21 protein-coding genes and 1 tRNA gene are annotated in these 23,881 nt (G+C 64.8%); 15 read left to right on the top strand and 7 right to left on the bottom strand.

The genetic code is table 11. The annotated features are described in order from the left end of the window. Window positions 1-75 precede the first annotated feature (75 nt). Both A7X65_RS10665 and A7X65_RS10660 read left to right on the top strand, forming a co-directional pair. Window positions 76-396, top strand: coding sequence for a hypothetical protein (locus A7X65_RS10665; protein WP_063684496.1), 321 nt, complete (start codon window positions 76-78; stop codon window positions 394-396). 189 nt (window positions 397-585) lie between these two features. Beyond that, window positions 586-659, top strand: a tRNA-Gln gene (locus A7X65_RS10660). Window positions 660-725: 66 nt separating this feature from the next. On the opposite strand, the gene A7X65_RS10655 is transcribed toward A7X65_RS10660, so the two are convergent. Both A7X65_RS10655 and A7X65_RS10650 read right to left on the bottom strand, forming a co-directional pair. Further along, window positions 726-1,610, bottom strand: a complete 885-nt coding sequence (locus A7X65_RS10655) for a caspase family protein (protein ID WP_063684495.1) — start codon at window positions 1,608-1,610, stop codon at window positions 726-728. A 43-nt stretch (window positions 1,611-1,653) separates the two neighbouring features. Next, complete coding sequence (locus A7X65_RS10650; protein ID WP_063684494.1) at window positions 1,654-3,519, bottom strand: caspase family protein; 1,866 nt, start codon at window positions 3,517-3,519, stop codon at window positions 1,654-1,656. A gap of 207 nt (window positions 3,520-3,726) precedes the next feature. On the opposite strand from A7X65_RS10650, the gene A7X65_RS10645 reads away from it, so the two are divergent. From A7X65_RS10645 to A7X65_RS10620, 6 genes are all read left to right on the top strand, one after another. Then, complete coding sequence (locus A7X65_RS10645; protein ID WP_063684493.1) at window positions 3,727-4,089, top strand: DUF1428 domain-containing protein; 363 nt, start codon at window positions 3,727-3,729, stop codon at window positions 4,087-4,089. Between the two features lie 334 nt (window positions 4,090-4,423). Further along, on the top strand, window positions 4,424-5,677 hold the full coding sequence (locus tag A7X65_RS10640) for an ABC transporter substrate-binding protein (protein ID WP_063684492.1): 1,254 nt from the start codon (window positions 4,424-4,426) through the stop codon (window positions 5,675-5,677). Window positions 5,678-5,746: 69 nt separating this feature from the next. Beyond that, window positions 5,747-6,610 carry a branched-chain amino acid ABC transporter permease gene (locus A7X65_RS10635; RefSeq protein WP_063684491.1) on the top strand — a complete coding sequence of 288 codons (864 nt, stop codon included), beginning with the start codon at window positions 5,747-5,749 and terminating at the stop codon, window positions 6,608-6,610. Further along, a complete protein-coding gene (locus tag A7X65_RS10630) occupies window positions 6,610-7,581 on the top strand; it encodes a branched-chain amino acid ABC transporter permease (RefSeq protein WP_063684490.1) in 972 nt (323 codons plus the stop codon). The genes A7X65_RS10635 and A7X65_RS10630 overlap by 1 nt, the downstream gene beginning before the upstream one ends. Then, window positions 7,571-8,338, top strand: coding sequence for an ABC transporter ATP-binding protein (locus tag A7X65_RS10625; RefSeq protein WP_063684489.1), 768 nt, complete (start codon window positions 7,571-7,573; stop codon window positions 8,336-8,338). The genes A7X65_RS10630 and A7X65_RS10625 overlap by 11 nt, the downstream gene beginning before the upstream one ends. Further along, window positions 8,335-9,054, top strand: a complete 720-nt coding sequence (locus tag A7X65_RS10620; protein WP_063684488.1) for an ABC transporter ATP-binding protein — start codon at window positions 8,335-8,337, stop codon at window positions 9,052-9,054. Before A7X65_RS10625 ends, A7X65_RS10620 begins: the two co-directional genes overlap by 4 nt. On the opposite strand, the gene A7X65_RS10615 is transcribed toward A7X65_RS10620, so the two are convergent. Beyond that, on the bottom strand, window positions 9,036-9,719 hold the full coding sequence (locus tag A7X65_RS10615; RefSeq protein ID WP_063684487.1) for a TetR/AcrR family transcriptional regulator: 684 nt from the start codon (window positions 9,717-9,719) through the stop codon (window positions 9,036-9,038). The two genes, A7X65_RS10620 and A7X65_RS10615, sit on opposite strands and share 19 nt — an antisense overlap. 125 nt (window positions 9,720-9,844) lie before the next feature. Here A7X65_RS10615 and A7X65_RS10610 point away from each other — a divergent pair, with 125 nt between their 5' ends. Next, window positions 9,845-12,133 (top strand): arylsulfatase, encoded by a 2,289-nt coding sequence (locus A7X65_RS10610; RefSeq protein WP_063684486.1) that lies wholly within the window; start codon window positions 9,845-9,847, stop codon window positions 12,131-12,133. A gap of 185 nt (window positions 12,134-12,318) precedes the next feature. Here the strand turns inward: A7X65_RS10610 and A7X65_RS10605 are convergent, their stop codons facing one another. The 3 genes from A7X65_RS10605 to A7X65_RS10595 all read right to left on the bottom strand — a co-directional run bounded on the left by A7X65_RS10605 (window position 12,319) and on the right by A7X65_RS10595 (window position 17,267). Continuing rightward, window positions 12,319-12,888: an invasion associated locus B family protein gene (locus A7X65_RS10605; RefSeq protein ID WP_063684485.1), complete on the bottom strand. Its 570-nt coding sequence runs from the start codon at window positions 12,886-12,888 to the stop codon at window positions 12,319-12,321. Between the two features lie 63 nt (window positions 12,889-12,951). Continuing rightward, complete coding sequence (locus tag A7X65_RS10600; protein WP_063684484.1) at window positions 12,952-16,098, bottom strand: efflux RND transporter permease subunit; 3,147 nt, start codon at window positions 16,096-16,098, stop codon at window positions 12,952-12,954. Further along, the gene (locus A7X65_RS10595; RefSeq protein WP_063684483.1) at window positions 16,095-17,267 is read right to left on the bottom strand and encodes an efflux RND transporter periplasmic adaptor subunit; all 1,173 of its coding nucleotides are present in this window, start codon (window positions 17,265-17,267) and stop codon (window positions 16,095-16,097) included. The genes A7X65_RS10600 and A7X65_RS10595 overlap by 4 nt, the downstream gene beginning before the upstream one ends. A 380-nt stretch (window positions 17,268-17,647) precedes the next feature. On the opposite strand from A7X65_RS10595, the gene A7X65_RS10590 reads away from it, so the two are divergent. From A7X65_RS10590 to A7X65_RS10565, 6 genes are all read left to right on the top strand, one after another. Beyond that, the gene (locus A7X65_RS10590) at window positions 17,648-17,887 is read left to right on the top strand and encodes a hypothetical protein (RefSeq protein WP_063684482.1); all 240 of its coding nucleotides are present in this window, start codon (window positions 17,648-17,650) and stop codon (window positions 17,885-17,887) included. A gap of 227 nt (window positions 17,888-18,114) precedes the next feature. Then, window positions 18,115-20,535, top strand: coding sequence for a TonB-dependent receptor (locus A7X65_RS10585; protein ID WP_063684481.1), 2,421 nt, complete (start codon window positions 18,115-18,117; stop codon window positions 20,533-20,535). Window positions 20,536-20,537: 2 nt separating this feature from the next. Further along, complete coding sequence (locus A7X65_RS10580) at window positions 20,538-21,227, top strand: Fe2+-dependent dioxygenase (RefSeq protein WP_063684480.1); 690 nt, start codon at window positions 20,538-20,540, stop codon at window positions 21,225-21,227. After that, a complete protein-coding gene (gene exbB / locus A7X65_RS10575) occupies window positions 21,224-22,159 on the top strand; it encodes a tonB-system energizer ExbB (RefSeq protein ID WP_063684479.1) in 936 nt (311 codons plus the stop codon). Before A7X65_RS10580 ends, exbB begins: the two co-directional genes overlap by 4 nt. Window positions 22,160-22,162: 3 nt before the next feature. Continuing rightward, a complete protein-coding gene (exbD, locus tag A7X65_RS10570) occupies window positions 22,163-22,627 on the top strand; it encodes a TonB system transport protein ExbD (RefSeq protein WP_063684478.1) in 465 nt (154 codons plus the stop codon). A gap of 9 nt (window positions 22,628-22,636) precedes the next feature. Further along, window positions 22,637-23,464 carry an energy transducer TonB gene (locus A7X65_RS10565; RefSeq protein ID WP_063684477.1) on the top strand — a complete coding sequence of 276 codons (828 nt, stop codon included), beginning with the start codon at window positions 22,637-22,639 and terminating at the stop codon, window positions 23,462-23,464. Here the strand turns inward: A7X65_RS10565 and A7X65_RS10560 are convergent. Then, window positions 23,452-23,874 carry a hypothetical protein gene (locus A7X65_RS10560; RefSeq protein ID WP_063684914.1) on the bottom strand — a complete coding sequence of 141 codons (423 nt, stop codon included), beginning with the start codon at window positions 23,872-23,874 and terminating at the stop codon, window positions 23,452-23,454. The two genes, A7X65_RS10565 and A7X65_RS10560, sit on opposite strands and share 13 nt — an antisense overlap. Window positions 23,875-23,881: the final 7 nt, after the last annotated feature.

The raw sequence follows: 23,881 nt of genomic DNA, 5'->3' as shown, positions 1-23,881 counted from the left end.
TTCGGATTCGCTTCGCCCGCCAATGTTGCGCCTGCGACCGAAGGATCGCGCAACTTGGCTAGGGAGAGATGCGTCATGACTGTCCTGCTGAGAGACACCTTCAAGGCCTGGATCGACCGCGCACCGGGCGTGCCGCCCCGCCTGATCATGATTGGGGACGTGCGGGTCCCGAACAATGGCTCGCTGGCCCGCCTGACCAGGCGCTCACCTCAGGGGATCAATCCAAAGATCCTGATCCTCGATGTCAACGCGCAGCAGCCGGCCGGCACGGCGCAGGAGGAGATGACCACGATCCCGCTGCGCTACGAGGAAAGCCCGCCGCAGGACGAATATGGTCAGGTCATGATCGCGCATAGCCGGGGCGAAATCGTCGTCCGCATCGGCCGCACGCATTAGCGGCACCCCCGCGAACGGGCCCGCGTTGCGGTCCCACAACCGGGCTGACGAGCCATCCACCGGAGCGCTTGCCAGCCCAGATGCGAGCAGGTAGAACGCTGCCACGCCTGAGCCGTGATTTGCGCCAAACGCGCTTCCGGCCACAGTCGAGCAAATCAGTAAGATATTGAATTTGTTCGACTATTCCGTTGGGGAATGGTGTAACGGTAGCACAACAGACTCTGACTCTGTTTGTCTTGGTTCGAATCCAGGTTCCCCAGCCATCTCCGGGCGCTCTCCCTTGGTGAATTACCGGCTCAGCCGGCTACGTCCCGCCGGTACAAGCCCGGTCAGCTCCGGGCCGACTTCTTCTTCGCTGCCGTCTTCTTCTTTGCCGGTGACTTCTTTTTTCCGTCCTCGATGGTGAAGGGGCGTGCGGCCATGAAGGCAGGGTTGCTGGCGCCCACCAGCGAGAGTTTTGGCGATTGATCCGGCGGCATCTTGGCGCCGATCGCGGTGTGGAAGCGGCGGTAGGATCCCTTGAAGGTCCCGCCGTTCCAGACCGTCTTCAGCGTTCCCGTGAACAGGCCGTTGAAAGTGCCGTCCTGTGAGAGCTGGTTGTCCTGGCAGCCGGAGATCAGCAGCACCGACGCCTTGACGTTGCCGAGCGCCTCGGAGAGGTCGCGCCGCTTCAGAATCGGATCATAGGTCTTCCTGTTGCTCTGGTAGACGCGTAGCGCCACCTCGTCCGGCATGGCGCGATATTGCGTGCCGGGGAGGGCGCGCGCCCTGGCCTGATAGTGCAGCGCCTTGCTCACGCTGCCACTATGGCAGCTGTCGGAGAGCAGTAGGATGCGCACGCCGGCTGCGAACGCACCCCATGATGAATACAGTTCGTCGTCGACGAGCTCGCCGTCGTAGAGGCACCAGGTTTCGTCCTTGCCGTCGGGCTCGTCGCCGTTGAGATCCGGCAACTGCCCGCCGTGTCCCGAATAGGTCAGGAAGAACAGATCGCCTGACTTGAGGGACTTGGCCGCATGCGCGATGCCGCCGAGAACCGCGGCACGCGTTGCCCTGCGAGTCAAAAGCTTGGTCGGCGCGAAGCTGCGGGTATGGGCGAGGTCGGCCATGTCGTTGGCGTCGGCTTCGCAGGCGTTGAGGGGGCCGCTCCAGCCTTCGTAATGCTGCGGGTCGACCGAGTTCAGTCCGATATGCAGGGAAATGCCTGTCGCCATGACCGATTCTCCAAGGGCTTGATCGCTCGTTAGTCGATGCGTGCTATCTCTTCCTTCTGGTCGTCTTCTTTCCTGCCGGCGCGCGCTTGCGGCCGCTCTTGCGCGGTGTGGTGGAGGATGCTTTCGCGCCGCCCTGCGTGGCGGGTTCGGTGTCCCGCGCATTGCCCCACGGCACCGGCGCGCTGCAGCGGATTTTGGCCCCGACCAGATTGGGCGTCTGGTTGTAACGCATCCGCTTCAGCTTGGCCGTGACGAGGTCGTTCAGCGTGTTGAAGGATGGATTTTCGCCCCTGGCTCTCAACTCGCGCAGCGTGCCAGCCATGGAGTAGGTGTAGACGCCGTACGACGTCACGCCGTCGCGGTATTCGTAGGAGAGCTGCTGCTCCTGACAGGCCTCGAGCAGGATCGGCATGTAGGGCCCGAAATGATCGAGCTCCTTGCGCGTCTTGTCGTAGTCCTTGTCCGGCTTGGTTCGCAGCATCATCGCACGCCCCAGCCGTTGCGTCGCCCCGTTCTGCCCGAGGAAATCGGCGCCGTTCTTCCTGTCCTTCAGGCTCCTGTTCAGCGGCGTGAAATCGCGCGGCACCCACATCCGCTCTTTCGCGTCCCATTTCAGCGCGCGATGCCTGATGTCGTCGGGAGGGCTGAGGCCGCGGACACGCGGGCCGCCGTCGCGCGTCAGCCCGCCCGAATGGCAGCAATCGAACATCGCCACGAAATAGCTGTCATAGGGCAGTTGCGAGTACAGCTCGGCGAACTGGCGATCCAGGATCGCGTGGGCCGGCGACCAGTCGAAATCATAGGGAACGAGACATTCGTCGACATGATCCGGCTCGCCCTGGATGTTGTAGCGCGGAATCTGGGCGCCGTGGCCCGAGTAGAACAGCATGCGCTCGTCGCCGTCGCGAACGCCATCGAGCAGCCAGTGCAGCCGATCCATGATTCCCTGCGTCGTCGCGCGGTCGTTGAGGACGATGCGGATATCCTCCGGCTCGAAGCCGCTCTCCTGCAGCACCGAGCTCATCAGGAAGACGTCGTTGACGCAGCCCTCCAGCCTGCTGGCCGGATCGGGGTAATCGTTGATGCCGATCAGCAAGGCGCGGCGGCCGGGCTTGACGGCGAGGCTCGCCATCTCGCGCGCCGCGCTCACGATCGCGCGCGGCACGGGCGCTGGCGCTGCGTCATGCCACACGGTCGCAACCGTGCTGGTGTGCGACAGGTACCAGGTCGCATCGTGGTTGAGCACGTCGTTGGGAACGTCGAAGGCCACCGTGACCTGCTGATAATTGTCGGCCCGGACATCGAGCGGACAGGTCAGCACATGGTCACTGGGATTGAAGAGGTGAAACCATTTCCGGCAGGCCAGCGGCTTGATGCGGCCGGCAAACACGTCGCGCACCGCCGGATTGCCGATCTGCGATCCGAAGCTGACGAAGATCGCGTCCTTGATCGCATCCGCCTCGTGCAGGAAGGTGTCGTAGCAGATCAGCGAGCCAAGGCTGTGGGCGAGGACCATGTCGTAGGGCCTGGCCTCGAGCTTGTCGAGAATGGCGCGGCGCAGATCGTTGCGCAGTTCCTCGTCGGTCGACCATTGGGCGACCATGCCCGCGGTCCATTTGATGACGGCGGGGATGTCGCCGATGCCGCGTGCACCGGGCAGCAGGTCGCCGATGCCATGAACGACCGCGCTGGCCAGCAGCTTGGCCGAGGCGGCGGCATAGGTGAGGGGATTGAGCGGGGCCCTGTCGAACAGCTCGTCGTAGAGAACAAAGTCGATGGTGAGCTGGACGTCCGGATCGACCGATCCGATGGCGTGCGTGATCGTCTTGGACCAGGACTCCTGAAATCCGGAGTCGATCTCCGCGTGGCCGACGCCGTGGACGCAAAGCAAGGAAAGGCGGCCGCTCATGGAAACTGCCTTCTGCCGAATACAATTTGAAATAGCCGCAATGCAGACCTAAACGCTGGGGATGATGTCCCCGAGTTGCGACCGCAGGATGTGAAGCAGCTCACGAATTGCTCGCGACAGTTTGCCTCACCTCGCAGGCGTCCCGGGACGTCGGCTCGGTGGGCGCCGCATCGTCCTTCGGGCTCATGTCACTCAAGGAGATCCGTGATGCCCTATATCGATGGTTTCGTGCTGGCCGTGCTGAAGGACAAGATCGAGGCCTACAAGGCCCTGGCGAAAACCGCCTGCGCGGTCTGGATGGAGCACGGCGCGCTCGACTACGTCGAATGCATCGGCGACGACGTTCCCTTTGGCGAGCTGACCTCGTTCCCGCGCGCGGTCATCGCGAAAGAGGATGAGGTCGTGGTGTTCTCCTGGATCGTCTACCGCGATCGCGAGACCCGGGATGCCGTCAACAAGAAGGTGATGGCGGATCCGCGGCTCAAGGGCGCCGACATGCCCTTCGACGGCAAGCGCATGATCTATGGCGGCTTCACCACGCTGCTGAGGGCGAGCGACATAGTTGGCTGAATGCAAGCTGCGTAGGGTGGATTAGCGCAGCGTAATCCACCTCTTTTGTCCCCGCGGAGAAGAGTGGTGGATTACGCCTTCGGCTAATCCACCCTACGCGTTGACGCCTGCCGGGTTGTTTTTCCAGCATTGAACGACGCCAGATAGCGCGCGGCCCGCACGCGTGCATTCGCTGCATCCCTATGCAGCATCGTGGCACCCCGTTTCACCTTGCCGGTATCCGGCTGGCATGCCATCCTAGGGTCAGCCAGGCATAAACAAACGGAAGCAGGCGCTTACGCCCACAGCTTCCAAAAAACCTTGGTCGGGGAAACCCATTGGGAGGTCTGATTTCATGAATTTGAAGCACGTCACGGGGCTGCTTTGCGCGGCCGCGATGTCCCTTGCGCTCACGGCTGGCGCGCAGGCGCAGGACAAGGTGGTCAAGATCGGCGTGATCATGCCGATGTCCGGCGGCACCGCCTCGATCGGGGCGCATGCCAAGGCGGCGCTGGATGTCGCAACCGACATCATCAACAATGCCCATCCCGAGCTCGGCAATTTCCCGCTGGCGAAGAACGCCGGTCTTGCCGGCCTCGGCGGTGCCAAGGTCGAGGTGATCATCGCCGACAACCAGGGCAACCCCGCAACCGGCCAGAACCAGGCGCTGCGCCTGATCACGGAAGAGAAGGTGGCGGCCGTGTTCGGCTCCTACCAGTCCGGCGTGACCCTGACCTCGAGCGCCATCGCCGAGAAATACGGCGTGCCCTTCCTGAATTCGGAGTCGGTCGCGGCCAATCTCACCGAGCGCGGCTTCAAATGGTTCTTCCGCACCACGCCGATCGCCACCGACTTCGCCAAGATCTACACCGAATTCCTCGCGGACATGAAGGCGGCGGGCGCCAAGACCGATGCGATCGCGCTGGTCCATGACAACACCGAATACGGCACCTCGGTCGCGAACACGATCGCCGGCGCCTTCAAGGAGAAGGGCCAGCCGATCGCACTCGACGTCGCCTATCCCGTCAACGCGACCGACCTGCAGGGGCAGGTGCTTCAGCTCAAGGACAAGAAGCCCGACGTCGTCATCATGATCAGCTACACGTCGGACGCGATCCTCTTCGCCAAGACCATGCAGTCGCTCGACTACAAGCCGGCGGTCCTGCTGGCCGACGATGCCGGCTATTCCGATCCGTCCTTCACCAAGGCGGTCGGCAAGATCTCGCAAGGCGTGTTCAACCGTTCGTCCTGGGTCGTCGGCCCGCCGGGCTCGCCGTCGGCCATCATCGCCGATATGTACAAGAAGAAGAGCGGCGAGGAGATGGACGACACGGTCGCCCGCCAGATGCAGGGCTTCTTCGTGCTGGCCGATGCGATCGATCGCGCCGGCTCGACCGAGCCCGCCAAGATCCAGGCCGCGTTGAAGGCGACGGACCTGAAGCCCGAGCAGCTCATGATCGGCTACAAGGGCGTCAAGTTCGACGACAAGGGCCAGAACGTCCTGGCGTCCGGCGCCATCATCCAGCTTCAGGACGGCGAGAACTACGTCTCGGTGTGGCCGAAAGCCAACGCCGAGAAGGCGCCGGTGCTGCCCTACAAGGGTTGGTGAGCGTTTTTGAAGGCGGGGCCACGTGGCCCCGCCATTCCCAGGGTGATTTGATTTAGAGCAACGCGGCTCATGTCCTTTGTCCTCGTGCAGGTGATCGTCGGCGGGCTTCTGCTTGGCGCCGTCTACGCCCTGTTTTCCTCCGGCCTCACACTGGTGTGGGGCATGATGAACATCGTCAATTTCGCGCATGGCGACTTCGTCATGCTCGGCATGTACGTCGCCTATGTCGTCTACACCCTGATGGGGGGCGGGCCGATCCTGGGCGCACCGCTGGCGACGCTGGTGCTCGCAACCCTCGGCGTCGTGGTCTATTTCGCCCTGATCCGCGACATCATGAAGGGGCCGATGCTGGCGCAGATCCTCGGCACCTTCGGGCTGGCGCTGCTGCTGCGCTATTCCGTGTTCTGGTGGTTCGGCGCCAACTTCCTGTCGATGCCGCAGGATATCGTCGGCGGCACCTATGCCTTTGCGGGCCTGCGCATCGAGGCCTCGCGGCTCTTGGCCGGAATCGTCGCGCTGCTGGTGACGCTCGGCCTGCACCTGCTGCTGACGCGCACCTCGCTCGGCTCCAAAATGCTGGCGGTGGCAGAGGATCAGACCGCGGCCCAGCTGATGGGCATCCGGCCCGACACCATGCAGGCGATCGCGTGGGCGATCGCGGCCGGCGCCACCGGCCTTGCCGGCGCGCTGATCGCCAATTTCTTCTACATCGTGCCGACCGTCGGCGAGACGCTCGGCATCGTCGCCTTCGTCACGGTGTCGCTGGGCGGCTTCGGCAGCGTGCCGGGCGCGCTGGTCGCGGGCCTCTTGATCGGCGTCATCGAGTCGCTGTCCGGCTATCTGATCGGCGCGATCTACAAGGACATCGTCGTCTACGTCCTGTTCCTGTTCTTCCTCTGGTTCCGGCCGCAGGGCCTGATGGGGAAGATGTGATGCGGCGCTGGATCTGGCTCTCGGTCGTCGCAGCCCTTGCGATCGCCTATCCGTTGCTGCTGTCCTCGCCGTTCCAGCAGCGCCTCGGCGCGCTGGTGCTGCTCTATGCCATTGCGGCGTCCGCCTGGAACATCGTCGGCGGTTATGCCGGGCAGGTCTCGGTGGGGCACGTCGTGTTCTTCGGCTGCGGTGCCTATGCCGCGATGGGCTCCTACGCAAAATTCGGCCTGTCGCCGCTGATCGGCATTCCCGGCGGCATCGTGCTGGCGGTGGGGCTTGCCGCGATCATCGGCGTGCCGACGCTGCGCCTGTCGGGCCATTATTTCAGCATGGCGACGATCGCGGTGGCCGAGACCATGCGGCTGATCGTGACCAATACCGAATGGCTGGGTGCGGCCGTCGGTCTCTCCGGCCCGACCGTGCCGCGCAACGTCTTCGATCTCTCGTTCCTGTCGTCGCTGCCGTACTACTATCTCTTCCTCGCCGTCCTCGCGATCACGCTTGCGATCACCTGGTGGATGACCAACAGCCGGATGGGATTTTACCTGCGCGCGATCAAGGATTCCGAGCGCGCCGCACGCTCGCTCGGCGCGCCCGCGAGCCGCACCAAGCTCTACGCCTTCATGCTGAGCGCGGCGCTGACCAGCGTTGCCGGGGCGCTCTATGCGATGATGTTCGGCTTCGTCGATCCCGAGTCCGGTCTCGGCATCCTGATCTCGGTGAAGATCCTGATCATGGCCGCGCTGGGCGGGGCAGGGCTGCTGTTCGGCCCGCTGGTGGGGGCCGCGATCCTCGTGCCGCTGGAGGAAATCTCCAACAGTTGGCTCGGCGGCAAGGGCGCGGGCCTCACCTTCGTGGTCTATGGTGCGATCATCGTCCTGATCGCCCGCTTCCAGCCGGGCGGGCTGCTCAGCCTGTTCATCCGGCGCGGCAAGCCGAAGACGGACACGGGAGCCGGCCATGCTCCTTGAAGCGCGCAACATCACCAAGGCGTTCGGCAGCTTCAAGGCGGTGGACGATGCCTCCGTGACGCTGGAGCAGGGCGACATCCTCGGCCTGATCGGTCCGAACGGCGCCGGAAAATCGACCTTCTTCAACTGCCTCACCGGCGACCTCAAGACCACCTCGGGCCGCGTGCTGTTCGAAGGGGCCGACATCACCGACTTCACGCCGGAGCTACGCGCCGAACTCGGGCTCGCCCGCACCTTCCAGGTGCCGCAGACCTTCGAAGGTATGACGGTGCTCGAGAATGTGATGATCGGCGCGTTCCTGCGCTCCTCGCATCGCAAGGAGGCCGAGGCCAAGGCGCATGCGGTGCTGGAGCGGGTCGGCATGAGCAGGCTGGCGGATGCGCCGGCACGCTCGCTCGGCACGCCCGGCCGCAAGCGGCTCGAGATCGCCCGCGCGCTTGCGACCGAGCCGAAGGTGCTGCTGCTCGACGAGGCCATGGCCGGCCTCAACGCGCATGAGGTGAAGCTCGCGATCGATCTCGTCCGCGACATCCACCGCTCCGGCATCACGCTCGTCATCGTCGAGCACATCATGGAAGTGATCATGTCGCTGGCGAGCCGCGTGATGGTGTTTCACCAGGGCAAGGAGATCGCGCGCGGCTCGCCGCGGGAGGTCACGTCCAATCCGGCGGTGATTGCGGCCTATCTCGGCACTCGCGCGGCGAAGGCCGCCGCCGGCCATACTCCGGTCGAGCTGATGGGCGGGCCGGACCTATGAGCGGGGCGCTTCTGCGGATCGAGCACCTCGAGGTGCGCTATGGCGACCTGATCGGCGTCTCCGACGTCTCGCTGGAAGTGCCCGAGGGCAGCGTCGTCGCGCTGCTCGGCTCCAATGGCGGCGGCAAGACCACGACGCTGAACGCGATTGCCGGTCTCATCCCCGTCCATTCCGGCTCGATCAGCTTTCGCGGCGAGGAGATCGCCGGCCAGAAGGCTTTTGCGATCGTGCGCAAGGGTCTGGCGCTGTCGCCGGAGGGCTGGCGCCTGTTCGTGCAGCAGAGCGTCGAGAACAATCTGATGCTTGGCGCCACGCCGCTGCACGACAAGTCGAAGCAGGCCGCGCTGCTCGAACGCGTCTACGAGATCTTCCCGCGCCTGAAGGAGCGTCGCGACCAGCGCGCCGGCACCATGTCCGGCGGCGAGCGGCAGATGCTGGCGGTCGGCCGCGCGCTGATGAGCGACCCAAAGCTTCTGATGCTGGACGAGCCCTCGCTCGGCCTCGCGCCGGCGGTGGTCGAGTCCATGTACGAGACCTTTGGCCGCCTGCACCGCGAGGGCCTGACCATCCTGCTTGCCGAGCAGTCGATCGAACTCGCGCTCGAGGTCTCCGACTTCGCCACCGTGCTCCAGGTCGGCAAGAGCGTGCTGTCGGGCACGGCGGCTGCGCTCGCGCAGGACCCGCAGGTGCAGAAGGCCTATCTCGGCGTGGACTGACCGGCTTCCGCCTGCAGCAACAACAGCAGGCAGCCGGCGAGCCGCGACTCCATCTCCTTCGACGATAGCGACAGCGGTCCGGGATCGTTGAGGATCGCGTTCACCAGCGTGCCCAGCACGACCTGGAAGCCGAAGGCGATCGCGCGGGTCTTCGCGGCCTTGCGGCCCTTGCCCATGGCCGGGAGCAGGAGAGGGGTGGCGCGCGCCGTGGTGGCCTGGGCGAGCGCCTTGAACGGCGTCCATTTGTCCGGACGGGTGTCGTCGTGCTGGAGCGCGGCGCGCAGCACGCCTTCGTGGTCACGCATCCAGCCGATGACGCCGCCGACGATGACATGGCAGAGCTTGTCGAGACTCGTATCGGCTGACGGCGGCCTGATGTGGCCGAGCCGCTGCTCGCCGTCGCGCGCGGCCAGCGCCATCAGCGCGTTGAAATAGGCCTCCTTGCTCTCGAAGCGGCTGTAGAAGGCGCCGACGGTGACGCCGACTTCGGTGCAGAGAGCCTCGATCGAGAGTTCGGCAAGGTTGCGTCTGCGCAGCATGTCGGCGCCGGCGCGCAGCAGAGCCAGCGTGGTCTGGTGGCTGCGCTTCTGCCGCGACGGGGCGACCCCGGGCAGGTCGAAGTCGCGAAACCCGGGCTCCGAACGTGACTGCATCCGTGCTTGCATCCGCCGTAAATCATAATCATAATTCGGATTATAATTTAGAGGGCGGCTGATCGCGGGTCAACCGTGACGGTCACGGCAACAAGCCAAAGGCAACCAAGCCCGAGGCAGCGAGCAGGGAGGAGCAGATGAGCGCAGGCAGCACCGCGCCGTTCCGCGGCACCGTCGGCAAGACGGTCGCGGATTCAAAGCCCTGGTGGCCCGACGCCGTGAATCCGCCCGAGGGCGCCCCGAACATCCTGGTGGTGCTGTTCGACGATGTCGGCTTCTCCGATTTCGGCTGCTACGGCTCGGCGATCAGGACGCCGACCATCGACAGGCTCGCGGCCGAAGGCCTGCGCTACTCCGGCTTCCACACCACCGCGATGTGCTCGACGACGCGCGCCGCGCTGCTGACCGGGCGCAACCACCATTCCGTCGGCGTCGGTTGCCTCGCCAATTTCGATTCCGGCTATCCAGGCTATCGCGGCAAGATCGCGCGCGAGGCGGGGACGCTCGCCGAGATACTGCGCGTGTACGGCTATCGCAACTACATGATCGGCAAATGGCATGTCACGCCGCTGACCGAGAGCGGCGCCACCGGGCCGTTCGACGGCTGGCCGCTCGGCCGCGGTTTTGATCGCTTCTACGGCTTCCTCGACGCGGAGACAGATCAATACGCGCCGGAGCTCGTCTCCGACAACACGCATATCGATCCGCCGGGCACTTACGCCGACGGCTACCATCTGACCGAGGATCTGATCGACCAGTCGATCCGCTTCATTGGCGACCACGTCGCCGACCGCCCTGATGTTCCCTGGCTGACCTGGGTCGCGCTCGGCGCCTGTCACGCGCCGCACCAGGCGCCGGCCGACATCATCCGGAGCTACGACGCTGCCTTCGCGCATGGCTGGGACGTCGAGCGGGAGCAGCGGCTGGCGCGCCAGAAGGCGATGGGACTGGTGCCGCCGGACACGCGGATGCCGCCGCGCAACGACGGCGTGAAGGCGTGGGAGGATCATTCGCCCGACGAGCGCCGCGTCTTCACCCGCCTGCAGGCGGCGTTCGCCGGCATGCTCGACCATTCCGATCGCCATCTTGCGCGGCTCGTCGCATTCCTGGAGACGGCCGGCATCCGCGACAACACCGTGATCATCGTGATGTCCGACAACGGTGCGAGCCAGGAGGGCGGGCCGCTCGGCTTCGTCAACGCGATGGGGCCGTTCAACTTCAAGCCGGAGCCGATAGCTGAGAAGCTCGCCCGCATCGACGACATCGGCGGCCCCGACACCCACAGCAACTTTCCGCATGGCTGGGCGATGGCGTCGAATACACCGTTGCGCCGCTACAAGCAGAACACCCATGGCGGCGGCATCCGCGATCCCTTCGTCGTCAACTGGCCGAAGCGGATCGCTGCGAGCGGCGAGCTGAGGCATCAGTTCGTGCACGCCTGCGATCTCACGCCGACGCTGCTGGAGCTGATCGGCATCGAGTCTCCGAACACGATTGCCGGCTGCCCGCAAATGCCGCTCGAGGGTGAGAGCTTTGCGCGCTCGATCACAGATGCGTCCGCACCCTCAAAGGGCTCGCCGCAATATTTCGAGATGTTCGGCCATCGCGGCCTCTGGCAGGGGGGCTGGAAGGCGGTCGCGTTCCATCCGTCGGGCACGCCGTTCGAGAACGACAAATGGGAGCTGTTCCACCTCGACGAGGATTTCTCGGAGACCAATGACCTCGCCGCACGGGAGCCGGAGCGTCTGGCCGCGATGATCGCGACATGGTGGACGGAGGCCGAGAAGCACAAGGTGCTGCCGCTCGATGACCGCTTCGGCCCGCGCTTTGCGGAGAATGCCGCGCGCTTTCACGGCGCGCGCCATCATTTCGTCTTTCACGCCGGCATGGGTCACGTGCCGACCGACGTCGCGCCCGATGTGCGCAGCCGCAGCTACACGATCGAGGCCCATGTCGAGATCGAAGAGTGCGGAGCGGACGGCGTGCTGATCTCGCACGGCGATGCGACATCGGGGTACAGCCTGTACGTCAGGGATGGCCACCTCGTGCACGATCTCAACATCGGCGGCAGCCATCAGGTCGTGCGCTCGGATCGGAAAGTGCCGTCAGGTGCGCGCCGGCTCGGCGTTCACGTCGAGCGCCTGGTGCGCAAGGAGCCGCCGGCCAAGGGCTCGCGCACCGGCGTCACCGAATACACGCTGCTCATCGACGGCGAGCCGGCGGGCTCGCTCCAGACCCAGCTCGGCTTCCACACGCTGATTTCGTGGTCCGGCCTCGACATCGGTCGCGACCGCGGCAGCCCGGTCTCGCACTACGAGGCGCCGTTCGAATTCGAGGGCCGGCTGCTGCGCGTCTCCGTCACCATGCACAATGATCAGAAGCTCGACGGCAATGCCGTCGGCAACGCGCAGATGGCGCGGCAGTGAACGCGCTGCATCCACGCCGTCATTGCGAGCCAACGGGTCCGCGCGAAGCGCGGCCCGATGACAGGCTCCGCGAAGCAATCCAGAAACGTTCCGCGGAGGCAGCCTGGATTGCTTCGTCGCAAGGGCTCCTCTCAATGACGAGGTGAGAGGGGCGGCGCGCCGGCAGAAAACCTGGTGAGCAGTAGTTACTTGATCTTGTCGTAGGCCGCCGCGAAATCGCCGAGCGGCATCGGGATCGCGATCGTCTCTTTCGCCATGTTCTGGAAGGAGACCTTGAGCTGCTTGCCCGACCGCAGGGCCGTGAGCAGGTCCGCCGCGATCGGCGTCGAGGCGTAGCAGCCGCGGTTCTCGCAGGTCTGGATCTGCAGGTCGAACGTCTTGCCCTCGTCGACCTGGAGCTTGGCGCCGACGGGAAGGTTGAGGCCGAGCGGCAATTGCAGCAGCGCCACGGGCGTGCGCGTGTCGGGCGCGATGCGGATGTTGATCAGGACGACGGTCTGGCCGGTCTTGGTCAGCACCGCGTTCTGCTCCATCGCGCATTCGAGCGGTGCGTCGCGGCTGGCGCTGGTGCAGCGGACGATCCAGCCGGGCTGGCCGGGAGCGCCGTCGGCCTGCGCTTGCGTCGGTGCAGGCGCGGGCTGTGCGGCGGGAGCAGGGGGCGCTGCGTTCTTCTTGGCGCCCTGCTGGGCGTACGCGGCGCCCGTCGACAGCAGGGCAGCAGCGGCGAGGGCAACAAGTCTGGATTGCATGGACATGGCGAAACCGCGTTGGCGTGAACCGAGGCCTCGCTGTAGCGTTGCGAGGCGCACGGCGCAAGCTTACTCGGCGGCTTCCTTGACGGTGCTGTGCTCGGATGCTTCGTGGCCTTCGCCGTCGCCGGAACGGCCCCAGCTCGAGAACCAGTTGTTGAGCTCGTCGAGATAGAGATAGACGACGGGCGTGGTGAACAGCGTCAGCGCCTGACTGACGATCAGGCCGCCGACCATGGCGTAGCCGAGCGGCTGGCGGATTTCGGCGCCGGTGCCGTGGCCGAGCATCAGGGGCACGCCGCCGAGCAGGGCGGCCATCGTCGTCATCATGATCGGGCGGAAACGCAGCAGCGCGGCCTGGCGGATCGATTCCGCCGGCGTCTTGTGCTCGTCGCGCTCGGCGGCGATGGCGAAGTCGACCATCATGATGCCGTTCTTCTTCACGATGCCGATCAAGAGGATGATGCCGATCAGCGCGATCAGGCTGAAGTCGAATCCGGCCGCCATCAGGATCGCGAGAGCGCCGACGCCGGCCGAGGGCAGCGTGGATAGAATCGTGATCGGGTGGATGTAGCTCTCGTAGAGGATGCCGAGGATCAGATAGACCACGACCAGCGCGGCGAGGATCAGCAGCGGCACCGTGCCGAGCGATTGCTGGAACGCCTGTGCGGTGCCCTGGAAGCTCGAGTTCAGCGTCGGCGGCGCGCCGAGATCGGCCATCGCCTTCTGCACGGCCTCGGTGGCCTGGCCGAGCGCAACGCCCTGCGCGAGGTTGAAGCTGATCGTGATCGCCGGGAACTGGCCCTGGTGGCTGATCGAGAGCGGGCGGACCGGATCGGTGGTCCAGGTCGCGAAGGTCGACAGCGGCACCTGGTCGCCGGTCAGCGGCGATTTCAGATAGAGCTTGTTCAGGCTGTCGAGATTGCCCTGCAGCTCCGGCAGGATTTCGAGGATCACCTTGTAGGTGTTGAGCTGGGTGAAATACTGCGTCACCTGCCGCTGACCAAAGGCGTCGTACAGCGTGTCGTCGATCAGCTGCGGCTGGATGCCGTAGCGCGAGGCGGTGTCGCGGTTGATCTTGAGCTGGACCGTGGTGCCCTGGGTCTGCTGGTCGGTGGCGACGTCGCGCAGCTCCGGCAGCGTCTGCATCTTGGCCAGGATCTTCGGCGCCCAGTCGTTGAGCTCGGCGAGATCGGCATCCTGCAGTGTGAACTCGAACTGCGTGCGGGTCGGCCGGCCGCCGAGGCGGACGTCCTGGGCCGCCTGCATGTAGAGACGGGCGCCGGACACCTTCTCGAGCTTGGGACGCAGCCGCGCGATGATCTGCTGCGCCGAGGCCTCACGCTGGTTGCGCGGCTTCAGCGTGATGAACATGTTGCCGTTGTTGCCGGCGCGGCCGCTGCCGCCGATGTTCATCGCGATCGTGGCGACGTCGGGGTCTTCCATCACGATCTTGCCGAGCTCGACCTGACGGCGCTGCATCTCCTTGAACGAGATGTCCTGTGAGGCTTCGGAGGTCGCCGTGATCAGGCCGACGTCCTGCTGCGGGAAGAAGCCTTTCGGGATCAGGATGAACAGGTAGATCGACAGGCCGAGCGTCGCGAAGAAGATCGTGAGCGTGGTGCGCCGCCAGGCAAGGGCATGGTCGAGCACATATTCGTAGCCGCGCAGCATGCTGTCGAAGGCGCGCTCGCTCCACTGGTAGAACTTGCCGTGGGACACTTCTCCATGGGCGCGCAGGAAGCGCGAGGCCATCATCGGCGTCAGCGTCAGCGACACGAACATCGAGACGAAGATGGTCATGGCCAGAACGACGGCGAATTCCCGGAACAGGCGGCCGATGATGCCGCCCATCAGCAGCAGCGGGATCAGCACCGCGACCAGCGAGATGCTGATCGACACGATGGTGAAGCCGATTTCCTTGGAACCGCGGAAGGCCGCCGCCATCGGAGATTCGCCCTCCTCGATATAGCGCGTGATGTTCTCGAGCATCACGATGGCGTCGTCGACGACGAATCCGACCGCGATGGTGAGCGCCATCAGCGACAGATTGTCGAGCGAATAGCCGACCACCCACATCAGCGCACACGCGCCCAATAGCGCCAGTGGAACCGTGATGGTGGGGATGACGGTGGCCCAGAAGCTGCGCAGGAAGATGAAGATGACCATGACCACCAGGGCGATGGTCAAGAGCAGCGTGAACTGGACGTCCTCGACCGCGGCGCGGATGGTGGTGGTGCGGTCGCTGATCAGCTCGATCTTGATCGCGGGCGGGATCGCCGCCACGAGACGGGGCAGGGTCGCCTTGATCCTGTCGACGGTCTCGATGACGTTGGCGCCCGGCTGCTTGAAGATCACCAGGAACACGCCGCGCTTGCCATTGGCCCAGGCCGCCTGCTTGGCGTCCTCGGCGCCGCTGACCGCCTGGCCGATGTCGCGGATTCGCAACGGGCCTCCGTTGCGGTAGGCGATGATGACGTCGTTCCAGTCCTTGGACTGGGTGAGCTGGTCGTTGGCGTAGATCGTGTAGGCGCGCTTCTCGCCGTCGATATTGCCCTTGGGGCTGTCGACCGTGGTGATCGCGATCTGGCTGCGGACGTCCTCCATCGACAGGCCCTTGGCGACGAGCTTCGCCGGGTCGACCTGGATGCGGATGGACGGTTTCTGCTGGCCGCCGATGAAGACCTGGGCCACGCCCGAGAGCTGGCTGATCTGCTGGGCGAGCTGCGCGTCGACTGCGTCGCTGACGGTGGTCAGAGGCAGCGTCTCCGAGGTCGCCGACAGCAGCAGGATCGGAGCGTCGGCCGGGTTGACCTTGCGGTAGGTCGGCGGCGAAGGCAGGTTCTTCGGCAGCTGGCCGCTGGCGGCGTTGATGGCGCCCTGCACGTCGTTGGCGGCGCCGTCGATGCTGCGGTTGAGGTCGAACTGGATGGTGATCGACGCGGTGCCGAGATAACTCGTCGAAGTCATCTGGGCGATGCCGGGGATCTGGGCGAACTGGCGCTCCAGCGGCTGGGCAACCGACGAGGCCATCGTCTCGGGGCTGCCGCCCGGCAGGTTGGCGGTGATCTGGATGGTCGGGAAGTCGACCTGCGGCAGCGGTGCGACCGGCAGCAGGGGATAGGCGACGAGACCGACGAAAAGGATTCCGGCCATCAGCAGCGAGGTGCCGATGGGATAACGGATGAAAGGTGCCGAAATCCCGCCCTCGGTCATTCCCGTCGTACCTTATTCTGTCCCGGTTCTGAACTTGCCACCGCCGTCGAGACGAGGCTTCCGGGTTGCACCTTGAACTGACCGCCAGTGATCACCTGCTGCCCGGGCGTGAGCCCTTCGTCGACGACGGAATGGCCGTCGATGGCGTAGCTGACCTTGATCTTGTGCACCTCGGCCTTGTTGTCCTGATTGACGGTATAGGCATAGAGGCCGTTGGTCGAATGCTGGACCGCGTCATCCGGCACGACGGTCGCGTCCTTCAGCGTGCGCACCAGGAGACGGGTCGAAACCGACTGTCCCGGCCACAGTGAATGGTCCTTGTTGTCGAACACCGCCTTGAGCCGGATCGTCCCGCTGGTCGTGTCGACCTGGTTGTTGATGACGGCAAGCTTGCCTTCCGCCAGCGTCTTCTTGCCGTCGGTGGTGAACGCGATGACCTTGAGCGCCCCGGCCTTCTGGCCCTCGCTGATATAGGGAAGCTGGTCCTCCGGCGCGGTGAAGATCACCGAAATCGGCTCGACCTGCGTGATGGTGACGATGCCCGTCTGCGAGGAGGCGGTGGCGATGTTGCCGACGTCGACCTGGCGCAGGCCTGCGACGCCGGTGATCGGCGCCTTGACCTGGGTGTAGTCGAGCTGGGTCTGGGCGTTGGCGATCGCGGCCTCGTCGGCGGCGATCTGGGCGGTGAGCTGGGCGACGGTCGAGCGCTGGGAGTCGACCCGCTGCGCGGTCGCGAACTCGCCGAGCTTCATGGCGCGCTGGAGCTCGAGATTGGCGTTGGCGAGATTCGCTTCGTCCTGGGCCTTCTTGGCCTTGGCCTGGTCGAGCGTGGCTTGATAGGGGCGGGGATCGATCGAGGCGAGAAGCTCGCCCTCCTTGACGATCTGCCCTTCGGTGAAGGCGATCTTGTCGATTTGTCCATCCACCCGGGTCCGGACCTGGACCGTGTTGAAGCCCTGAACCGTGCCGAGACCGGTCAGATAGACCGGAAAATCAACCTTCTGGACCGGCGTGACGCTGACGGGAATGGGGGGCGCGCGGGGCGGACCCTTTTGAGCTGTCTGGGCTTTTCCGGCGTCCGGCGAGCCGTATTTGTGCCAACCGTAGTAACCCGCGGAGGCCACGGCCGCGAGGATCAGAATCCAGAGGATCGGCCGTGTTTTTTTCATATCGGCTCGTGTCGGCTTCTTATGCCCTAGCTTTACGAATTTTGGGGCAATCGTAGGGTTCCAGCGCGCTTGTATAATACACGCCAAGTTCCAGTGTAAACAGCACTATCGGCAGCGAATCCTAAACAATTGGAAAGCTTTGCACCGCTTGGGCAACTCGCTGGCGCGCCGGTGTGCAGTGCTGCATTTTCCCAGCCGAACCGATCAGCGTGCAAACCTTGTGCAATGATCGGAAACGGTGTGCCGAGGCCGATGGGTGCGCTGACCGGAATCGCGGCAGGACGCATCGCAAGAACGGTTCTAAATCGCGCGAGCCGCGTTTCGGTTGTCAGGAAAATCGGCATCGTCCATATCGGCGCCTCCACGAGGGGGAGTGCATCATGGATGAACTGAACGGCAAGCTGATCGCGTGTCAGATTCTGATCACGGGGTTGATTGCGCGCGTCGCCAACGAGCAGCGCGACCCCTTGCGCTTTCTCACCGACTTCCGCGACGAGATCAAAGCCGTGGTCAACGGCGTCAACATCGCCGGCATGGAGAACACCGATCGTGTGCGCGCCGTTGCGCAGAAGACCGTCGACGAATTGTTCTCGCTGATGAAGCCGCCGAGCAGCGATTGATATCGCTGCGCCAATCGTCGATTTCGCGGCATTTTTCGTAGCTGTTTTAGAACGAGTCCAATCTTTGTTTAGAACCGTTTCAAACTACAGTTTAGAATCGTTTTGATCTGGACTTATTCAAGGGTTCTCGCGGCTTGCCCGCATTGACCCACTATTTTGCCGCCGATACCAACAGCCCAATCGCTCGTCGAAGTGAACGAGCGAACATGAAGATGGGGCGTGTTGTAATGGGGCAGGTGGTCGCACCGAAGTCGTTGCGTTCGGTCGCAGCATTCGATCCGGTTGACGAAAAGTCTTCGGGCATTTCCGGCAAGAAGGTCTCGGCCGTCGCGAGCTTGATCGCGGTGGCGTCGGTGTCGAGCGGCGCAGAGGCGCAGCAGTCGAACCTGCCGCCGGTAACGGTCGATGCTCCCGTCGCGCGTCCGCGTCCGACCGCCTCGAAGCCGACGCCTGATCAGGTCCGCGCCCGCAACGCGCTGCGCCGTGCGGCGCAGCGGCAGCAGGCGGCCCAGCAGGCCGCCGCGCCCGCGGCACCGGCCGGCGAAGTGGACCGCAATCCCTATTCGGATCCGGCCGCGCCGTACAAGGTCGACCACGTCCAGGCCTCGGGCAAGTTTCCCGAGCCGCTGTTGAACACGCCGAAGACCATCACGGTGCTGAGCAAGGAAGTGCTCGAGGACAAGAACGCCACGACGCTGAAGGAGATCGGCCGCTCGACCGCCGGCGTGACGCTGGGCTCGGGGGAGGGCGGCAATGCGTTCGGCGACCGCTTCTTCATCCGCGGCTTCGACGCGCGCAACGACGTCTTCATCGACGGCATTCGCGATCCCGCGGTCTCCATTCGCGAGAACTTCTTCACCGAGCAGATCGAGATCCTGCGCGGCCCGGCGTCGTCCTATGCCGGCCGCGGCACCGCCGGCGGCGCCATCAACATCGTCACCAAGCAGGCGGGCGATCGCAACTTCCAGCGCATCGATTCCGAGTTCGGCACCGACATGACCAAGCGCGTCACGCTCGACGTCAACCAGGTCATCGATCCCTCGTTCTCGGTGCGCACCGGCGGTCTGTTCCAGGACGCCAACGTCGCCGGGCGCAACTACGTGACCGACAATCGCTGGGGCAGCTTCGTCTCGACCAAGTACACCCCGACCAACGACATCAAGATCACGACGAACTACGTCCACACCGACCTCAGCGGCTATCCCGATTTCGGCGTACCCTACTACAAGCAGGGTAACGTGCCGGTGACCTCGGCCGGCATTCCGCGCCAGAACTGGTACGGCTTCCTCAATCGCGACTTCCAGACCGCGCGGCAGGATTTCGGCACCGGTACGATCGAGTACAAGGTCAACGAGGCCATCACGCTGACCAGCAAGGTGCGCGGCGAGCACTCGGTGCTGAACTACATCGGCACGCTGCCGCAGAACCCGAACACGATCGCCGGCAATCCGATGCTCTGGACCACGACGGCGAGCGCACAGAGCCGCTACCAGAACGTGGACGTGTGGGCCAACCAGAACGAGGCCACGTTCAAGCTCGACACCGGCGGGGTCAAGCACACCGCGGTGCTCGGCGTCGAATACACCAACGAGAACATCTCGATCGACCGCTACACCGGCCTCTCGTCCGAGCTGTTCGGCGGCGGCTCGACCAGCAACGGCGCGGTCACGGGCGTCAATCTCTACGCGCCGCAATACACCTACATTCCCTTCAGCACTCTGCCCTCGCTGGTTGGAAATCCGACGCGCTATGGCGTCAACACCAGCAGCGTCTATGTCATGGACACCGCGAACTGGCAGGACACCGTCATCCTCAACGGCGGCGTCCGCTATGACGGCTACAGCCAGAGCTCGTCCACCAACTCGGCCTGGCTCAAGCAGAACAACGATCTCGTCAATTACAACGTCGGCGCGGTCTACAAGCCGATGTCGATCGGCAGCGTCTATGTGGCCTATGCGACCTCGGCAAATCCGTTCGGGTCGGAGCTCGACGCGACGGGCACCGATTACGGTGGCGTTCCGGCGAATACCGCCATCCTGCTCGGCCCCGAGCGCAACAAGGCTGCCGAGGTCGGCACCAAGTGGGAATTGGCGGATCGTCACCTGCTGGTCAGCGCTGCGCTGTTCCAGACCACGAAGGACAATGCGCGAGAGACGGTGCCCGTGAACGGCGTGCAGACGCTGACCTCGGGCGCGGCCTACCGGATCCAGGGCATCGACATCGAGGCCGAAGGCAAGATCACCGACCGTTGGAGCATCTTCGGCGGCCTCGTGCTGATGCAGTCGAAGGTCACGCAGAGCGGCATTGCCTCCAACATCGGCCTGCAGCTCGCCAACGTCGCCCACCAGTCGTTCAGCATGCTGACCAAGTACAAGTTCGACGGCGGCTGGGAGCTGGGCGGGCAGGCGGTGTACCGCTCCAAGGTCTATGGCGGCACGTTCGCGGCCAACACCGGCAACGAGCTGCCGGCCTACTGGCGCTTCGACGCGTTCGTCGAGAAGAAGATCGACAAGAACTGGACGATGAAGTTCTACGCCCAGAACCTCACCAACAAGCTGTACTACGATACGCTCTATCGCAGCGCAGTGCCGTTCGTGGCGGTCGCGCCGGGGCGGGCGTTCTACATCGTCACGACAGCGAAGTTCTGATCATGTTGACGTGCCTGCCTGGCATCCTGAGCAAAGATGATGTGGCGGATTTCCGCCGCATCATGGATGCCTGCGAATGGGAGGATGGCCGCTCGACCGCAGGGTCGCAGTCGGCCATGGTCAAGCGCAACGAGCAATTGCCGCCCGATGGCGAGGTCGCGCGCAAGCTCGGCAACCGCATCATCTCGGCGCTGACGTCAAACCCGCGCTTCATCGCGGCGGCGATCCCGCTCCAGATCTTCCCGCCGCTGTTCAACCGCTATGCGGCCGATAGCGGCCACCATTTCGGGCTGCATGTCGACAATGCGATCCGCGGCGACCGCCTGACCGGCCTTCGCATCCGCACCGACCTGTCGGTCACGCTGTTCCTCGCCGAGCCGGAAGAATATGACGGTGGCGAACTTGTGATCGAGGACACCTACGGTTCGCACGAAGTCAAGTTGCCAGCCGGCGACTGCGTGCTCTATCCCTCGACCAGCCTCCATCTCGTCACGCCGGTGACGCGGGGAACGCGGGTTGCGTCTTTCTTCTGGCTTCAGAGCATGATACGGGACGATCAAGCCCGGAGCATGATCTTTGACCTCGACACCGCGATACAGGCGCTGGTGGAACGGCTCGGGCGTGACGATCCCGAAACGGTCAAATTGACGGGTATCTATCACAATCTCATTCGCTACTGGGCCGAAGTATGAAGATCACAAATCTCCAAGCCAGTCTTGCCGCAGCCGCCGTACTGGTGGCCACCTGGCTCGCAACGCCTGTTTCGGCCCAGACACAAACCCAGCAGCCGGCTGCCCAGGCACCGGTCGCCGCTCCGGCTCCGGCGCCTGCAGCCCCGGCCGCGGCTGCGCCCACGGCTCCCTCGGTCACCGCGGCTCCGACGGCTGCCGCACCGGCCGCCCCCAAGGCGGAGGCTGTCTCCATGGCGCCGTCCATGAAGGAATTGTCGCCCTGGGTGATGTTCATGTCGGCGGACGTCATCGTGAAGGCGGTGATGATCGGGCTCGCCTTTGCATCGCTCATGACCTGGACGGTCCTGATCGCGAAGTCGATCGAGCTGTCGGTCGCCTCCGGCAAGCTGCGTTCGGCGCTGAAGAAGATCGCCGAGGCGCGCTCGCTCGCCGAGGCGCAGATGGCGCTCGGCGCCAAGCAGGGCATCCTGCCGTCCTTCCTGGCGGCGGCGCTGCGCGAGGCGCGGATGTCGGCTGGGCTCTCCAGCGATGCCGGCATCAAGGAGCGCGCGGCCTCAAGCTTCCAGGAGATCGTGCGCGCCGAGGCGCGGCGCATCCGCATCGGCATGGGCGTGCTCGCGACCATCGGCTCGACCTCGCCCTTCGTCGGCCTGTTCGGCACGGTCTGGGGCATCATGAACAGCTTCATCGGCATCTCGAAGTCGCAGACCACGAACCTTGCCGTGGTCGCGCCCGGCATCGCCGAGGCGCTGCTCGCCACCGCGATCGGCCTCGTCGCCGCCATTCCCGCCGTCATCATCTACAATCACTTCTCGCGCGTGACGAAGAGCTATCTCGAACTGGTCAGCCGTGCCTCGGGCGCGGCCGCCCGTCTGCTGTCGCGCGATCTCGATCGCAGCCACGGCAGCGTGCATTCGCGCGCAGCGGAGTGAACCATGGCCGTTTCGCTTGCAGACAACGATGACGACGACGATTTCTCGGAAACGCATGACATCAACGTCACGCCGTTCATCGACGTCATCCTGGTGCTGCTGATCATCTTCATGGTCGCAGCGCCGCTCTCGACGGTCGATCTGCCGATCGACCTGCCGACCTCGAGCGCGACGCCGCAGAAGAAGCCGGACAAGCCGACCTATCTCAGCATCAAGCGTGACCTGACGCTCGCCATCGGTGAGGACTCCGTGCACCGCGCCGAGTTGATCATGACGCTCGATGCGATGTCCGACATGAGCAAGGACAAGTACCTGTTCCTGCGTGCCGATCGGTCCGTGCCCTATGGCGAGTTGATGGGCGTCATGGAGCTGTTGCGCTCCGGCGGCTACACACGGGTGAAGCTGGTTGCGCTCGAAGGGCCTCCTTCGGCGGCGGGCGCGCCTGCCGCAGGCGCAGCGCAGCCCTAGAGGATCGTCATGTCCGACGCTGAGCTCGAACCCAGATCATCCCGGAAGCTGTGGATCCTGGCTGCGATCGCTGCAGTCGCGCTCCACGTGGGTGGCGCTGCGCTCGCGCTGGCAAATCTGCAGGCCGACGACGGCGACGAAGGTCTGGGCGCGGCGGGGGCGGAGTTCGCGGTCGAGATGACGTCGCCGCCCGCACGCGAGACCGACATGCCGCCGGGGCCCACGGACTCGGAAGAGCAGGAGGAGCGCCCGGCGCTGCCCGAGCAGAAGGCCGAGGTCAAGGAGACGGATCTGCCGCAGGACCGGCCGCAGCAGGTCGAGGAGGCCGATCGGATCGTCACCGAGAACAAGCCGAAGAAGGAACAGGACGACGATCCGAAGATCGCCGCCGTCGAAACGCCCGCGATGGAAGCGTCGCAGAAGTCGGTCGCGATGGAGCGGCAGACCTTCGAGGACGCGACGCGCGAGGCCGAGAAGGCGATGGCGCCCGTGCTCGGCATCGGCAAGGACCTGCTGAAGCTGACGGCCGACTGGAACCGGAAGATCAGCGCGCATCTTTCGGCGCACAAGGTCAATCCGGAAGGCAAGGAGCCCAATAACCAGACCGCTAAGGTGAGCTTCGCGCTGAACCGGCGTGGGAATGTGCTGTCGGTGGACGTGGTGCAGTCGTCAGGGGATCCGGCCTACGATGCGGCCGCGATCTCCATGGTCCACAAATCCGATCCGTTCCCGACGCCGCCGGCCGCGCTGACCGAGGATCGCTACGAGCGCACGGTCGAGATCATGTTCAAGCCGCCGGACGACAAGAAAAAGAAGAAGCAGGCTCAGCGCCAGTAGAGCCGGATCCCGACATAGACCACGACCAGACAGGCGAAGATCAGCGCCACCGGGAGAGGCCGTTTCTGGGTTCCCGCGGCCGCGCCGGTCCCGAAAAAGCCTGATGTCTTCGGCTTCGGCGGGGGACGACGGAAGGCGGTAACATTGTCCGCTGCCGGCTCGGAGTGGCGGGGGCGGACGTCGGGCGGAGTTCCCGCGCCGCCCATCTCGGCATAATAGGCCTTGTAGATCGCGCCGATGGTCGCCTCGGTGGCCTCGCCCTCGCTCATCTGCGCCAGCAGGTTCTTGTAGCTCGAGAGGAACTCCTGGGCCTCCGGGGGCAGCGCGGACGACCCGTTGAGCTTGGCCATCATCTTCCAGGTGGCGAAATCGGCGCGGGCACGGGTGTCCGCGCGTCGCGCGATCAGCATATCGGCA

The organism is Bradyrhizobium stylosanthis, assembly GCF_001641335.1.
Classification (GTDB): Bacteria; Pseudomonadota; Alphaproteobacteria; order Rhizobiales; family Xanthobacteraceae; genus Bradyrhizobium; species Bradyrhizobium stylosanthis.
Note: the sequence above shows the minus strand (reverse complement) of the source record. Positions and strands in the feature narration are given on the sequence as shown.